At 49.0% G+C, this 14,391-nt stretch carries 14 protein-coding genes; 12 read left to right on the top strand and 2 right to left on the bottom strand.

The genetic code is table 11. The features are described 5' to 3' along the window. Position 1: 1 nt before the first annotated feature. From menD to DDZ15_RS06940, 3 genes are read left to right on the top strand one after another with little or no spacing between them, the layout of a single operon-like run. On the top strand, positions 2 to 1,735 hold the full coding sequence (gene menD, locus DDZ15_RS06950) for a 2-succinyl-5-enolpyruvyl-6-hydroxy-3-cyclohexene-1-carboxylic-acid synthase (protein ID WP_109646351.1): 1,734 nt from the start codon (positions 2 to 4) through the stop codon (positions 1,733 to 1,735). Next, entirely contained in the window at positions 1,732 to 2,547 is an 816-nt protein-coding gene (gene menH / locus DDZ15_RS06945) for a 2-succinyl-6-hydroxy-2,4-cyclohexadiene-1-carboxylate synthase (RefSeq protein ID WP_109646350.1), read from the top strand. Before menD ends, menH begins: the two co-directional genes overlap by 4 nt. Beyond that, the gene (locus DDZ15_RS06940) at positions 2,540 to 3,376 is read left to right on the top strand and encodes a 1,4-dihydroxy-2-naphthoyl-CoA synthase (protein WP_109646349.1); all 837 of its coding nucleotides are present in this window, start codon (positions 2,540 to 2,542) and stop codon (positions 3,374 to 3,376) included. Before menH ends, DDZ15_RS06940 begins: the two co-directional genes overlap by 8 nt. On the opposite strand, the gene DDZ15_RS16695 is transcribed toward DDZ15_RS06940, so the two are convergent. Next, positions 3,371 to 3,529, bottom strand: a complete 159-nt coding sequence (locus DDZ15_RS16695) for a hypothetical protein (protein ID WP_158278641.1) — start codon at positions 3,527 to 3,529, stop codon at positions 3,371 to 3,373. The genes DDZ15_RS06940 and DDZ15_RS16695 overlap by 6 nt on opposite strands. Before the next feature lie 209 nt (positions 3,530 to 3,738). Here DDZ15_RS16695 and rplU point away from each other — a divergent pair, with 209 nt between their 5' ends. From rplU to DDZ15_RS06920, 4 genes are all read left to right on the top strand, one after another. Continuing rightward, on the top strand, positions 3,739 to 4,047 hold the full coding sequence (rplU, locus tag DDZ15_RS06935) for a 50S ribosomal protein L21 (RefSeq protein WP_109646348.1): 309 nt from the start codon (positions 3,739 to 3,741) through the stop codon (positions 4,045 to 4,047). 28 nt (positions 4,048 to 4,075) lie between these two features. Further along, positions 4,076 to 4,330: a 50S ribosomal protein L27 gene (gene rpmA, locus DDZ15_RS06930; RefSeq protein WP_109646347.1), complete on the top strand. Its 255-nt coding sequence runs from the start codon at positions 4,076 to 4,078 to the stop codon at positions 4,328 to 4,330. A gap of 149 nt (positions 4,331 to 4,479) precedes the next feature. Beyond that, positions 4,480 to 5,139: a fumarylacetoacetate hydrolase family protein gene (locus tag DDZ15_RS06925; protein WP_109646346.1), complete on the top strand. Its 660-nt coding sequence runs from the start codon at positions 4,480 to 4,482 to the stop codon at positions 5,137 to 5,139. A 19-nt stretch (positions 5,140 to 5,158) separates the two neighbouring features. After that, positions 5,159 to 7,024, top strand: a complete 1,866-nt coding sequence (locus tag DDZ15_RS06920) for a M23 family metallopeptidase (RefSeq protein ID WP_242978940.1) — start codon at positions 5,159 to 5,161, stop codon at positions 7,022 to 7,024. Positions 7,025 to 7,075: 51 nt separating this feature from the next. On the opposite strand, the gene DDZ15_RS06915 is transcribed toward DDZ15_RS06920, so the two are convergent. Next, a complete protein-coding gene (locus DDZ15_RS06915; RefSeq protein ID WP_109646344.1) occupies positions 7,076 to 7,456 on the bottom strand; it encodes a RidA family protein in 381 nt (126 codons plus the stop codon). 490 nt (positions 7,457 to 7,946) lie between these two features. Here DDZ15_RS06915 and DDZ15_RS06905 point away from each other — a divergent pair, with 490 nt between their 5' ends. The 5 genes from DDZ15_RS06905 (at position 7,947) to porV (ending at position 14,384) form a co-directional block, all read left to right on the top strand. Then, positions 7,947 to 9,260 carry a tetratricopeptide repeat protein gene (locus DDZ15_RS06905; RefSeq protein ID WP_109646342.1) on the top strand — a complete coding sequence of 438 codons (1,314 nt, stop codon included), beginning with the start codon at positions 7,947 to 7,949 and terminating at the stop codon, positions 9,258 to 9,260. A gap of 18 nt (positions 9,261 to 9,278) precedes the next feature. Beyond that, a complete protein-coding gene (locus DDZ15_RS06900) occupies positions 9,279 to 10,523 on the top strand; it encodes a tetratricopeptide repeat protein (RefSeq protein ID WP_109646341.1) in 1,245 nt (414 codons plus the stop codon). A 6-nt stretch (positions 10,524 to 10,529) separates the two neighbouring features. Next, positions 10,530 to 11,666 (top strand): cystathionine gamma-synthase, encoded by a 1,137-nt coding sequence (locus tag DDZ15_RS06895; protein WP_109646340.1) that lies wholly within the window; start codon positions 10,530 to 10,532, stop codon positions 11,664 to 11,666. A gap of 27 nt (positions 11,667 to 11,693) precedes the next feature. Beyond that, complete coding sequence (locus DDZ15_RS06890; protein WP_109646339.1) at positions 11,694 to 12,872, top strand: acetyl-CoA C-acyltransferase; 1,179 nt, start codon at positions 11,694 to 11,696, stop codon at positions 12,870 to 12,872. Between the two features lie 372 nt (positions 12,873 to 13,244). Continuing rightward, positions 13,245 to 14,384 carry a type IX secretion system outer membrane channel protein PorV gene (porV, locus tag DDZ15_RS06885; RefSeq protein ID WP_109646338.1) on the top strand — a complete coding sequence of 380 codons (1,140 nt, stop codon included), beginning with the start codon at positions 13,245 to 13,247 and terminating at the stop codon, positions 14,382 to 14,384. The last annotated feature ends 7 nt before the right edge of the window (positions 14,385 to 14,391 follow it).

Here is a 14,391-nt window from a genome sequence, read left to right as displayed (position 1 = left end):
CATGAACAGCCATCTGAAATGGTCATCACATCTGTTTCGATCCCTCTATGAAAAGGGTGTCCGACATATGGTACTGTCGCCCGGCTCCCGCTCTACCCCGTTGGCCATGGCCGCTGCCATTCACAAGGGTTTTCAAAAACATGTCGTGATTGATGAGCGATCGGCCGGATTTATGGCTCTTGGAATCGGTAAGGCAACCGGAACCCCCGCTGTACTGATCTGCACATCCGGTACGGCAGGCGCCAACTACATGCCGGCTGTTATCGAGGCTCGTCAATCGGGTGTTCCGCTTATCGTGCTCACTGCCGACAGGCCTCCCATCCTCAGAGGCATAGGCAGTTCACAAACCATCGACCAGATCAAGCTTTTTGGAGATCAGGCCATATTTTTCCACGAAGCGGGTGAACCGTCCGGAGGCGCTGCGGACCTGAAGCGTCTTTCATGGCTGGCCCGCCAGGCGGTTGAAGAATCGATCCGTGCAGGAGGTGCTGCACACATCAACCTGCCCTTCAGAAAGCCGCTTGAACCGGAAATGGATGACATTAAGACGGAGATGACCCTGAACAGCAGGCATCCCGAACGTAAGAGCGACACCAACACCGATTCCGATTCCGATTCCGTAAGGCGGACTTTACATTTACCCGAAACAGTCAATCGTCTGATCCAAAAGGCAGAACGACCCCTGATTGTAGCCGGTCCTGCGAATCCGCATCATGCGCTTCGCAATACCTTTCAAAAAGTAATTCACACACTGAGTGCACCGGTGCTCATGGAACCCGGTGCCTCCCTGCAGGCAGACGAATCTTTGACCGTTAATCGCTTTGAGCAGATCCTTCGAAACCCGGAACATCTTGAGAGTCTCCAACCGGATCTTATCATCCGTTTCGGCGATCAGCCCTTTACAAAATCACTCCTCTCGGCGTTCGATGCATGGGGTACAGAAGGGATCCCTGTGATTCATTTTGTGTCAAGAATCCAGCCGCAGGATCAGTCAATGAGCTCCAGTTTCAGCATATTCTGCACACCTGACGATCAGATTGAATTACCTTCCGGCCCCTACTCCGCCGGAAATACCGAAATGAATTGGCTGGAGAAGTGGAAAGAGATCGATAAGACGGCCAAGAATGAACTTGAGCGGACGATGTCTGACCCAAAAAAGCTCAGTGATGGTCATGTTATACGATTTATTTCCAATAAACTGAGGTCAGAATGGAATGTCATGCTTTCGAACTCGTTCATTCCGAGGGATATGGCCTTGTTTGGCCGTCCCGATCCACATCAATTTGTGAACAGGGGAGCTGCAGGAATTGACGGAATCCTTTCCACGGCACTTGGTATCCACCTTGCTTCGGACCGACCCACCGCGTGTATTGCAGGGGATATTGCATGTCTGCACGATTCCAATGCACTTCTCTCCCTCAGAGATCTGAAGCGTCCGTTTGTCATTATTATAGTGAACAACGAAGGGGGAAATATCTTCAGAATGCTGCCCGTATCACGGTATTCCGATTATTACACAGAGTACTTTGAAACTCCGCAAAACGTACAGTTTGAGCGTTTGGCCCAAGCACATGGTCTCACTTACAAGTTTGTGGATACTCCTGACGCACTGCTTTCACTGGATCTGCAGAAAGCACCCAAGGGTGCGCTGATTATTGAATGTAAAACCGACCCGGATGCCTCAATGGATATACGGCAACGGCTCTGGAATTTCGGATCCCTGCCGGACAAATGATCGCATATTCTGAAGGAATTGGTTATAACCTTGATTACCGGCATCACGACAGCCGTTTACCTGTTCTGTTGATGATGCACGGCTTTATGGGGTCCGGAGCCGCATTCCGACAATTCGCTGAGAGGCTTTCAAATCATTGCAACCCGCTCCTCATTGACCTGGCCGGACACGGACACACCAAAACCCCCGCAAAAACGGAACTGTTTAAAACATCACGGCAGGTAAGCCAGCTCCGGTCAGTCCTTTCAAGGTTCAGATTCGAAAAACTGATCGGTTACGGGTACAGCATGGGCGGAAGGCTTCTGATTCAGCTTGCCGTAAAGCATCCCGGCCTGTTCAGCGGGTTGTTCATTGAAAGCTCCCACTGCGGACTTGAATCGGAAAAGCAGCGGGCTTTGCGAAGGCAGAAAGATGAAGAAAGAGCACGGTCAATCGAGACAGACTTTCAATCGTTTGTGGATAGGTGGCTCGACCTGCCTCTTTTTTCCCAAACCCCGGATCATCAAAAAGAGGTTTACAGAACCATCATGCTTGCGCAGGACCCTGCACTTCTCGCCTGCTCGCTGAGGGGATTCGGAACCGGCAGCATGCCTTCCGTCTGTGACCAGTTGCAACGCTTGCGGTCGCCTCTCTATCTTATGGCGGGTGAACAGGATAGAAAATATGTGCACCGAATGTCTGCCATGTCGAAGAATTGCAATGATTGCTCTCTTCATATTGTTCAAAAAGCCGGGCACCGGGCACACGCAGACTGTCCCGAAGAAATTATAAACATCATAAAACACACACTGGAGACCCGTTATCATGTCTGAATGGAAAACCGTTAAAGATTTTCAGGATATCACCTACAAAAAACGCGATGGTGTGGCGAGAATCGCATTTAACCGGCCGGAAGTACGCAATGCATTTCGTCCGCAAACCCTTTTTGAACTCGAGGAAGCGCTGATCGATGCACGCGAAGATACATCCATCGGTGTGGTTCTGTTGTCGGGTGAAGGCCCTGCAAAAGACGGGGTCTACTCGTTTTGCTCGGGCGGAGATCAGAAAGTGCGCGGAGCCAAAGGATATCAGGGCCCTGATGGCGTGCAGCGGCTGAATGTTCTGGATATTCAGAGGCTCATCCGGTTTATGAGTAAAGTGGTCATTTGTGTTGTACCCGGCTGGGCTGTTGGAGGCGGGCACAGCCTGCATGTGGTTTGCGATTTGACCCTGGCCAGCAGGGAGCACGCGATATTCAAGCAAACCGATGCTGACGTGGCCAGCTTTGACGGAGGTTACGGGTCTGCCCTGCTGGCCAGGCAGGTTGGGCAGAAGCGTGCCCGCGAAATTTTCTTCCTTGGACGGAACTACAATGCTCAGGAAGCCCTGGAGATGGGTATGGTGAATGCTGCTGTTACTCATGAAGAGCTTGAGGAAACGGCCTACGAATGGGCAAGGGAAATCCTTGGCAAGAGCCCAACAGCCATCAGAATGATCAAATTTGCCTTTAACCTCGTGGATGACGGGATGACGGGGCAGCAGGTTTTTTCAGGAGAGGCCACGCGTCTGGCCTATATGACGGATGAGGCGAAAGAAGGCAGGGATGCTTTTCTGGAGAAGCGGAAGCCCGATTACAGAAAATTTCCCTGGCTCTCTTTATGAGTTTTTTTTCTTGGTTTCAAGGTGACCGTTTACACCCTTTCGCGACTCAAAAAGCTGGGAATCCTTAATCCACGCACGGCCGCCGTCGTGCTGCAATTTCTTCCGGTTTTTGTATTTGAATGCTTTTTTGTGCAGATCCGGTAATTTATTCATTGCTCTGTAAGTAATCATTGCGGATTGGAATCGTATGAAAATACATTAACATTGCATTCGAAGAAACAGGAAAATGATTTTTGTTGGAATACACTGCAGGTCCGAATAGAGAATACTGAAAAAAACTATATCAGCCGGGTTTTACATTTCCTTCAAATACGTTATCTTTGGAGTCTATCAAAAAATCTCAAATAAGAGTTTAATATTCTATGTACGCTATCGTAAAAATCGGCGGGCATCAGTACAAAGTGGCTGAAAATGATACGGTTTTTGTTAACCGAATCGCCGAAGGCGAAGAAAAAATTACGCTTGAAGACGTTTTGCTTGTCAAGGATGCAAAAGGAAAAGTGAAAATTGGCAAGCCGATGGTCGAAGGTGCCAAAGTAGAGGCAACCGTTGTAGATCATCTGAAAACAGACAAAGTGATCGTTTTCAAGAAAAAGAGAAGAAAGGGCTACAGGGTTAAAAACGGCCACCGTCAGCCCATTACCCAGCTCAAAATTGACAAAATTTCGTAACTGCAATTAACGACCACGAGGTAACCCAATGGCACATAAGAAAGGTCAAGGATCAACAAGAAACGGACGTGATTCAGAATCAAAACGTCTCGGCGTAAAAAAATACGGCGGTGAAGTGGTTCGTGCAGGCAATATTATTGTTCGTCAGCGCGGAACCAAGTTTCATCCCGGCGAAAACGTAGGACGCGGCGGTGACGACACACTTTTTGCCCTTACAGACGGCAAGGTAGCCTTCCGCAGAAAAGGTAACGGCAGAAAATTTGTCTCTATCGAAGAGGTTTAATCTCTTCTGATCTGATTTAATCCGATTATTTTACCAACCCCGGCAGCTTCTGCCGGGGTTTTTTTGTTTCTGCACCTTTGTTCCCTTTGTGGGTTCAATCTGTTACTTTTACAAAAACCTGCAAACCACAACCCTCTAAAATCATCACGATGAGCTTTGATATCCCGGGATTCCACGGCATGCAGTATGGTACCCTGTATTGTATCGGGAGAAACTACGCAAAGCATGCGGCAGAAATGAACAGCGACATACCGGAAACCCCGGTGGTTTTTCTGAAACCCAGAAGCAGCATTATTCATGAAGGCGAAACGGTTCGTATTCCGAAGCAGTCGGGTGAAGTTCATCATGAAGTGGAACTGGTGCTTCTGATCGGAAAACAGGTTTCAAATATTCACAAAGATGACGCCCTTTCAGCGATTGCAGGATTCGGTGTAGGCCTCGATATCACTGCACGTGATGTACAGTCTGAAGCCAAGAAAAAAGGATTGCCATGGTCTCTTGCAAAGGGGTTCAACACATTTGCCCCCCTGGGCAACCTGGTACCCTATGATACCGCAAAACACAATCTCGGGAACATGGAAATCAGGGTTGAGGTAAACGGTGACGTGCGACAGTCCGGCAGAACCTCCGATATGATCTTCAGAGCAGAAGAGCTCATATCCTATCTATCCGGCTGTTTTACCCTCTATCCGGGCGATCTCATCTTTACGGGAACACCCGAGGGCGTCTCCCCCGTTATAGGAGGCGACACCGTTTCTGCTGAAATTGAAAATGGTTTATCAACGTTAACCGTGCATGTTTCCGACTAGATTCGCCATATTGTTGAGTGTGTTGTTCTGCCTGTTATCTGTTCATGCAGTATATGCTCAGAATGCACCAACTGAATTTTTAACCGATTCGGTTACCTACATCTGGCCCACCGACGCCAGCAGGTACCTCTCCTCAACTTTCGCTGAAACAAGATCCGCGCACCTGCATTCGGGAATTGACATCCGGACTTGGGGCCGGGAAGGATACAAGGTTTTTGCAGCCCGCGACGGCTATGTTTACCGTATCGGAATGGGTCCCAGCGGATATGGAAATGTGATTTATCTGCGCCATGCTGACGGTTCTTTCACCGTCTATGCCCATCTGAACAGGTTTGAGCCGGACCTGCAGGCCTACGCCGACTCCATAAGGCTGATCGATTACCGCTTTGAACTGGACCACTACCCCCGTCAGCAGCAAATCTATTACAAACAGGGAGATGTTATCGGTTTTTCGGGCTCAACAGGCGTTGGCCCGCCACACCTGCATTTTGAGATCCGTTCCCCGGACTATACACCGATTAATCCGCTGCTTTCAAATCTCAGCGTGGCAGATAACCTGCCTCCCGTTTTTTCAAGGCTTGCCGTGGAGTACCTCGATTCCGGTACCCTTCACCGAACCGGCCACTCTGTAATCCCTGTCCGGAATGAAAACGGCGCATATCATTTCGGGGAAATCACGGTTTCTGGTCCTGCAGGGCTGGCTGTGAATGTTCACGACCGCGCAAACCGCACACCGAACGTCTATGCAGTGCACTCCCTGGTGCTGGTGTCGGAATCTGATACACTGTTTAAAGCAACCGCCGACTATTTCAGTTTTGCCAATGGCAACAACATGTTTCTTGACCGTTCCTATCCTATTTTATCGCAAACCCGCAGGGGCTATCAAAGGCTCTATAAGGTTTCAGCCAACCGCCTTCCGTTTTACAGTAAATCAGTTAATGAGGGTGTTCTGGACCTTCCGGAGGGAACGCACGAACTGCAGATAGTGGCCAGGGATATTTACGGAAATGAAAGCACCGCGGGATTGACTGTCCGCTCCACGGCTTCAGTGGATAAGCCACTGTCTGACGGAGTCTACATTCCTGCATATCCGTCTTTCGAATTTCAAAACCCCTACCCCCTTTACCGATGGGATACGGATTTTAAACGGTTATCGAATCTGTTGCTGGCTTCTTCTTCGTCCGGCCTTTCGGTTACAACGCAGGCATCATCTCAGCCGGTTCTTGTTTCTGCTGAACGGATGTCGGCCAGAAAGACAATAGCGCCCGGAGAGTATGATATTTTACATACTCCCAACCAGAAACTCTGGCTGCAATTCTCTGAGGCTTCTCTTTTTGACTCGCTGGATGTAAAGGTAAGCATCAGCGAAAACCCCGCTTCGGGTGATCTGAGCGTAGCTTTTTCGCCCACCGATCTGCCTTTGCAGCAGCCTGTGATACTGAATATGATCCTCCCTGACAACATGAGAAATCAGGACGGACTGGCACTGTACGAAATTGACCATAACAGAGACCGGGAGTCTTTTATACCCTCACGGGTATCGGGCGGTGTGCTCAGGGCGGGGTTAACCCGGATCCGTGACCTCAGGCTTGACCGGGATAACAGAGCTCCCTGGACAGGTACTCCCTCTTTCAAAAAAAACCTTGCCGGCCAGCATATCCTGGTCATCCCTACGGTTGACAGGGACAGCGGCATTAACTACAGAAAATCGACGATTCTGATTAACGGAGAGAGAGGCATTATTGAGTATGATCCTGACCGCGACTGGCTCATCTATTACCACCCTGAATTTACACCCGATGCCTCAAACGAGATTACTTATGAAGTTTTTGACGGTGTGGGCAACAGCCGAACCGGAAGTGCAACACTTCGTGCTCCCCAATAGTGACTTACCCTCCCGGAGCCGGACACCCTGGCAATCTGCCTTTTTGATAAACTACACGCTGGCAATGCAGCTGATCTCAACCAATACGTTCCTGGGCAGTGTTTTCACCGCAACCGTCTCCCTCGCCGGAGGATTCTCCGGAAAACTGGCCCCGTAGATTCCGTTAACAACAATGAAATCGTCCATACTGGCCAGGTAGATGGTACATTTCAATACATTGCTGAAATCACTTCCGGCTGCCCTCAGTACTTCCGAAAGGTTTTTCATAACCTGTTCCGTCTGCTCTTCAATACCTCCTTCAACAATTTCCATTGTTTCCGGAATAAGGGCGATTTGTCCCGAGCAGTAGACGATTCCGTTAAAAATTACAGCCTGGCTGTAGGGCCCTATAGCTGCGGGTGCTTTATCCGTGGATACAATTTGCTTTGACATAAGAAATCTGATTTTCAGTGAAACAATATATTTAAACCGGGTTTAATATAACGTCCGTTCGACATAAGATTTATCGTAAAGTGTCTCTCCGTCAGCTGACGGAGGTTAACGGTCGTCTCCCTGAAGGGAGTACCGCCTCGCAGGCGGGGAGAGATGTTACATAGTGGGCGTAGTGCTTAAATTTAATTGTTTGAATCAAATCAACGCTCAACCCCACAGAGATCCCGATCGGGACCGGTCGTCTCCCTCCTCCGCCACAACAGCCGGGCCGGACTCTTCACCTTCACCATAGGCAACCCTACGGGCAAAGGAGACTTTTGAGTTCCATTTTTTAAATCGAACTCACTTAAATATAGGTCCTGCAGATCGATTATCATGAAACAAAAATCAGCTGCGGGAGAAGATACCATTATTGCGGAAGGTGCTTTATATGGTTACTTTTAACATGATATATATCTGATAACCAATCACGAACTGATAGTCACTATTTATGAAACGTTTTAAACCATTATTGTTCATAATTGCAGCTGCAGGTATGCTTTGGGCGTGCGAAGCCACGGACCCATTAGTGAATGAAGTGCAGCTGTTTATGGTAACCGGCGAATACCAGCAGGCGCTTGATGCTGTTAATGCGGCAATTGATGAAGATCCCAACAACTACATTGCTCACTATTATAAAGGCGAAGTCTTGGTAAGCCAGGCCGAAACACTGAATGATCCCCGCCAGAGAAAAGATCTCTATGAGCAGGCAAGGGCCTCCTTTAATACCGCTGAAGAACTCATGCAGGGACTGGAAGAGCGTCCCGATGAGTATGGCCAGATGGAAGAGAGCATCACGTTCTATTGGGCGGAAGAATTTAACAGCGGTGTCAACATCGTTAATAACGACAGTATAGCGGCTACTCTCGAGCAGCCCGGCGAAACCGCAATTGCGCACTTTCAGAATGCAATAACCATTCAGCCCGACAGCGCACTCGGCTATATTGTGCTTTCCTCAGTTCAGTTCAACAACGGTATGGTTGATCAGTCTGTTGAAAACTACGAAACAGCCATGGAGATGCTCGATCCTCCTGCTGTGGATGACTATGAATACATGATCAGCATCCTGCTCTACCAGGAGAGCTACGACAGGGCTGTGATGTATGCAGAGGAAGCCATGGAAATTTATCCGGAAGAGTCCATCTTTGTACAGCTCCTCGCGGACGCCTTCTTGCAGACCGGACAACAGGATCGTGCCATTGAACTCATTGAGGGCCTTATTGCAGATGAACCTGACAATCCTCAGTACAGACGCGTACTCGGAACACAGGTCTATCAAAGAGTAACCGCTATTTCTGATGAAGTTACAGAGCTATACGAAGAGGCTTTCGAACTGCGTCGCGAAATCGATGATGTGAACGTAAACAATCGCGCACAGCTTGAAAATGAACTTGCCGAACTGCAGGACCGCATCTCAGAACTGGAACAGGAGATGGATGAACTGACAGAAATCTCCATTCGCGAAATGAAGCGTGTTGTAGAACTTGAGCCTGACAGTGAATCCGCGAATTCCATTCTTGGAATTATCTACCAGAACCGTGCAGCAAGTCTCTTTGAGCGGCGAAATAACACCGAGGACAATGAGCTTGCTCAGCAGCTTGATGAGCGTGCCCGCCAAAACCTTCAGGAAGCGCTGATTTATTACGAACGCGCTGCAGAACTTAATCCTGAAGATACCGAAAACTGGCAGTCTCTTTTCCAGGTTTACACTACACTTGGAATGGAAGAGAAAGCAATGGAAGCCATGGAGAAAGCGGGTCTTTAATTGAGCTTGACTATACTTATGACCTACATTCAAACCCGAAAGACAATCCCGGTATTAACTGGGATTGTCTTCGGGCTTTTTTTTATCTCATCCTGTGCGCAGCTTGGAATCACCGGCAATGAACCCCGTCAGAAGGGTCCCGCCACAAACGCAGAAATAAGCAGACAGCTCGACTCGATCAATGATCTGCTGAGCGATAATCCGGATGATGCTGAACTACAGGAGCAGAAGGCGGATCTTCTTTTTACCCTTTCGCAGAATGCGGATGACCCACTTCTCCGAAAGCCCTACTATCGAAACATTCGGGAACTGCACGAAAATAGTGTGCAGAGGGGTACGGAAAGCGTAGACGGGGTTGAGGAGGTGATAAGCAGGGCATGGAGTATCGAACAGGCCTCCGGTGTTGAGCTTCTTCAGTCTTCCAGGGATGCCGCTGAAACAGAGTCTGTTGACAGAGACCGGATCAGCGCTCATTTTGAAAATGCCATCATTTTGCGGCCCGACAGCCTCAGCACCTATAACCTGCTAGCCAACACCTACTACTTGGGCGGAGACCTCACATCGGCCATAGAAACCCTCAACACTGCACTGCAGATACCCGGCTCAGATAACAGCGAACTCAGGGAACGGCTTGCCTATCTTTACCTTGAATCAGGAGATATCGAACGTTCAATCAGCCTGTACCGTACGCTTTCCGAGCAGTATCCTGAAGAAGATTATATAAGGCACGGACTGGCCAATGCGCTGATGCTGAACAATGAGCATGATGAAGCCATATCCATACTCAGAAACCTCGCTGAGGAGTATGAAACACGCTTTGAATATCGCGAAGCTCTTGCCGTTCAGCTCTATTACAGGTTCAGCAGGAGCGTCGAAGAACTGCAGGAATCCGCCAATCAGCCTGCCGCACCCGGCCGTGAACAGCTTTCAGATCTCCGTGGAATGGCTGAAGAGATCGATGAACTGCTGACGGGGTTGCAGGAGAGCCTGCCGCTTACCGAAGATCAGCTCTATCGAAGTGCCGTGATATTTATGAACAGTTCTGACAGATTTAATGACCTCTCGGTACTGGCAGGCGAGGAGTATCGTGAAGAGCTGGAGTCGCTGCAGGCAGAATACCTTCAGAAGGCCATACCTCCGCTCGAAAAACTGGCAGAAAATCATCCCGAAAACAGAGAGTATATACAAACCCTCTATGATGTATATCGTGATCTGGGAATGGACGATGAGGCCGATACACTGGAACGCACCTACAATCTGTAAAACATGATGAAATTCAACACGAAGGCAATACACGCAGGGCAGCAACCGGAAGAAACATCCGGAGCCGTGATGCCGCCCGTATTTCACACATCCACCTATGCGCAGGAATCACCCAATATTCATAAAGGATATGATTATGCCCGGGTGGGCAACCCGACACGAACTGCGCTTGAAAAACTGATCGCAGGGCTGGAAAATGCGGATGAATGTGCCTGTTTCTCCAGCGGTGTAGCCGCTATTGACGCGATTCTTAAAACCCTGAAGCCGGGTGATCACGTGATTTCCACCAATGACCTTTACGGCGGTACCTACAGGCTTTTTACACAGGTTTTTGAACCTTATGGCATTGATTTTTCCTTTGTTGACATGACGCGGACGGAGGAGGTGGAAAGTGCCGTTACATCCAATACACGACTTATCTGGATTGAAACGCCTACCAACCCCCTGCTGCGTATCATTGATATAGAGGCCGTTTCAAAAATAGCCCATAAAGCCGGGGCCCTGAGCATGGTTGATAACACCTTTGCTTCTCCTTATCTGCAGCGGCCCCTCGACCTGGGGGCGGACGCAGTGATGCACTCCACCACCAAATATCTTGGCGGGCACTCGGATGCCATAGGCGGTGCGGTAGCCAGCTCCGACAAGGACCTGATGGAAAAACTTCGTTTTCAGGTTAAAACAACCGGAGCTGTTCCCGGCCCGATGGACTGCTACCTGATTCTGAGAGGAATTAAGACACTTCATGTGCGAGTCCAGAGATCCGTGGAAAACGCAAAGGAGATCGCTGAATACCTGTCGGGTCACCCCGATGTTGACCTGCTGTATTACCCCGGCCTGAAGACGCATCCACAGCATGAACTGGCAGCCAGGCAAATGAATGATTTCGGTGCTATGGTCTCTTTCACCCTGAAGGACGACTCGATGGATGCTGCCAACTCTTTTATGAGTAAAACCCGTATTTTTACCCTTGCAGAAAGCCTTGGTGGCGTGGAATCACTGATCAGCCATCCCGCATCCATGACGCACGGATCTATACCCAAAGAGGTGCGGGAAAAAGCAGGTCTGATGGATTCCCTGATCCGTCTATCGGTCGGCATTGAAGATTCAGAAGACCTGATCGGCGATCTTGAACAGGCTTTTTAATATCAAAAAAAAATCTACCCTAACGTTATGAGAAATGTTGTAATTGTAGCTGCGAAACGGACACCCATAGGATCATTTGGAGGCAGTTTATCCTCATTTTCCGCCCCCGAACTTGCCTCTTCGGTTATTTACGAACTGGTGAAAAAAGCGGGCATCAAACCGGACGATATTGAAGAAGTGGTGATTGGAAATGTTCTCACAGCAGGCATCGGTCAGGCTCCTGCGCGTCAGGCGGCCATGGAAGCCGGCCTCAGTGAGCGTACACCGGCCACAACCGTGAATAAAGTATGCGCCTCAGGCACCAGGGCAATTATGATTGCGGCCGATCAGATCGCACTGGGACAGAACGACATCATGTTTGCAGGCGGTATGGAGAGCATGAGCAATGTACCTTATTACCTTCCAAAGCAGCGCTTCGGGTCCAAACTGGGACACGTTCAGGCTCTTGACGGTATCATTACGGACGGACTTTGGGACGTCTATAATGATTTCCATATGGGTAATGCCGGTGAAATATGCGCCAAAGAGTGCAATATATCCCGCGAAGAGCAGGATGAGTTTGCCATCACGTCGTACAAGCGTGCCATTGCAGCACACGAAAACGGCTGGTTTGACGATGAGATCATTACGATGAAAGTTAAAGACCGGCGCGGCAACGTAACGGAAGTAAAAATGGATGAAGAGCTTGAACGCGTCAAGTTCGACAAAATACCATCACTCAGACCGGTGTTTGACAAAGAAGGAACCATCACTGCGGCCAATGCAAGCAGTATCAATGACGGTGCAGCCGGTGTGCTGCTGATGAGTGAAGAGAAAGCCGGTGAACTGGGTCTGCAGCCCCTGGCCAGAATCCTGAGCCATGGCAGTGCAGCAAAAGCACCGGAATGGTTCACCACCGCACCGGCAGATGCCATACCGATTGCGCTAAAAAGAGCGGGTGTCAGCAAGGAGGATATCGACCTTTTTGAAATCAATGAAGCCTTTTCTGTGGTTTCCCTGGCAAACAACCAGATTCTGGAACTGAATCCCGATAAAGTAAACATCCACGGTGGTGCGGTCAGTATAGGCCACCCCATCGGTTGTTCAGGTGCCCGAATCGTGGTGACGCTTCTTCATGCGCTGCGCAGAACTGGAGGGAAACTCGGCTGCGCAGGAATATGCAACGGTGGCGGTGGTGCATCGGCTCTAGTCGTTGAAATGCTGTAAAAGACTGTTTCTTTTACATTGCCTTTAAAATGAGTTGCATTTTAAGAGCGGGGGGTGTATCATTTCAAAGTCAAACAAAAGTAATTATTTCGGTTCATAATTCAGGTACAGTAAGCTGCAGGATCATTTTTATCCTGGTAGTGCATGAAAGAAAAAACCAACCTTTTTCGCCTATTATAAATAGCTACAGATCCCTTTTTTGTTACGAAACGATTCGGTGATCGTCCTTACATTCGATTATCATCCGGCATAAAAACAGACGGATTTATCAGCGTAACCTTAAAAGGGTCGAAACGGCAACATAAATTTCATGCAATCAAATGATACTGATTGCGTTTTCATGCTATATTTGCAGTAAACCAGTTTAGAAAAATGAAAAAAGTTTTATCCACCCTACTACTCATCGTATTTATATTCAGCTTTTCAAGAACTGCAAATGCGCAGGTTGGCATTACGGCGGTTCCATTTCTTCAGATAGAGCCCGATTCTCGCGGTGCCGGCATGGGAAATACCGGGGTCGCAATTGCTGACAATGCATCAGCCATTTTCTGGAATCCGGCCGGGCTGGCTTTTCAGGATCAGAATCAGATTAGCATCACACATGCCAACTGGCTTCCCGCTTTTAACGCAGACCTTTTTTACGACTACCTGGTTGGAACATATTATATCGACGGAGTAGGCACTATCGGCGGACACATCACTTTTTTGAATCTGGGAGAACAGACGCGCACCGACGAAGCGGGCCTGGAACTTGGCAGATTCAACAGTTATGAGATTACAGCCGGTCTCTCCTACGGATTCCGGATTTCTGATAATTTTGCACTTGGAACCGGCCTTCGCTACATCTACAGCTCTCTCGCCGACGGAAGCGTAAGCGGGCAGCAGATCAATCCCGGCTCTAGTGTTGGGATCGATATTGCAGGCCTTTACAAAAGCAACTCATTTACCGTAGCCAACCGGGAAGCCTCCATCAATGCAGGTTTCAATTTGTCGAATATCGGCCCGGGCATTCAGTACACCGACAATGCACAGAAAGATCCGCTGCCGACCGTTCTCAGAGCAGGCTGGGCGTACACCATGGACCTGGATGAAATGGGAATGAATACCCTTACGTTTTCCAATGACATTTCCAAAATCATGGCCCGCAACGAGCGGCTTCAGGATCCCAATGATCCCGACAATGCCACATTCGAGCCAATGGGTGTTGTTGAGGCACTCTTCAATTCATGGGGAAGTCTGGAACGCAACAACGGCACGGGCGAAATTGTATCACTCAGCCTCGCAGAACAGCTTATGTTCGGATTCGGCCTTGAATACTGGTATAACAACCTTTTTGCGCTCAGAAGCGGTTATTACTACGAAAATCCTGAAAACGGCAACCGTGAATTCATCACGCTGGGTGCCGGCCTTAAATACAACATATTTGGATTCGATTTCAGCTACATCTACACGCTTGAGGAAGATCACCCTCTGGCGAATACCATCCGCCTGAGTGTACTGGTTAATTTCTGATTTAGAT

This window comes from Rhodohalobacter mucosus (assembly GCF_003150675.1).
Taxonomy (GTDB): Bacteria; Bacteroidota; Rhodothermia; order Balneolales; family Balneolaceae; genus Rhodohalobacter; species Rhodohalobacter mucosus.
This window is presented reverse-complemented; position numbering and strand designations above follow the sequence as displayed.

Excerpts from the sequence above, each read along its gene's own strand:
- DDZ15_RS06940 (WP_109646349.1), top strand. The coding sequence starts at position 2,540 with ATGTCTGAATGGAAAACCGTTAAAGATTTTCAGGATATCACCTACAAA.
- DDZ15_RS06925 (WP_109646346.1), top strand. The coding sequence starts at position 4,480 with ATGAGCTTTGATATCCCGGGATTCCACGGCATGCAGTATGGTACCCTG.
- rplU (WP_109646348.1), top strand. The coding sequence starts at position 3,739 with ATGTACGCTATCGTAAAAATCGGCGGGCATCAGTACAAAGTGGCTGAA.
- DDZ15_RS06900 (WP_109646341.1), top strand. The coding sequence starts at position 9,279 with ATGACCTACATTCAAACCCGAAAGACAATCCCGGTATTAACTGGGATT.
- DDZ15_RS06895 (WP_109646340.1), top strand. The coding sequence starts at position 10,530 with ATGAAATTCAACACGAAGGCAATACACGCAGGGCAGCAACCGGAAGAA.
- DDZ15_RS06905 (WP_109646342.1), top strand. The coding sequence starts at position 7,947 with ATGAAACGTTTTAAACCATTATTGTTCATAATTGCAGCTGCAGGTATG.
- DDZ15_RS16695 (WP_158278641.1), bottom strand. The coding sequence starts at position 3,529 with ATGAATAAATTACCGGATCTGCACAAAAAAGCATTCAAATACAAAAAC.
- menD (WP_109646351.1), top strand. The coding sequence starts at position 2 with ATGAACAGCCATCTGAAATGGTCATCACATCTGTTTCGATCCCTCTAT.
- porV (WP_109646338.1), top strand. The coding sequence starts at position 13,245 with ATGAAAAAAGTTTTATCCACCCTACTACTCATCGTATTTATATTCAGC.
- rpmA (WP_109646347.1), top strand. The coding sequence starts at position 4,076 with ATGGCACATAAGAAAGGTCAAGGATCAACAAGAAACGGACGTGATTCA.
- menH (WP_109646350.1), top strand. The coding sequence starts at position 1,732 with ATGATCGCATATTCTGAAGGAATTGGTTATAACCTTGATTACCGGCAT.
- DDZ15_RS06915 (WP_109646344.1), bottom strand. The coding sequence starts at position 7,456 with ATGTCAAAGCAAATTGTATCCACGGATAAAGCACCCGCAGCTATAGGG.
- DDZ15_RS06890 (WP_109646339.1), top strand. The coding sequence starts at position 11,694 with ATGAGAAATGTTGTAATTGTAGCTGCGAAACGGACACCCATAGGATCA.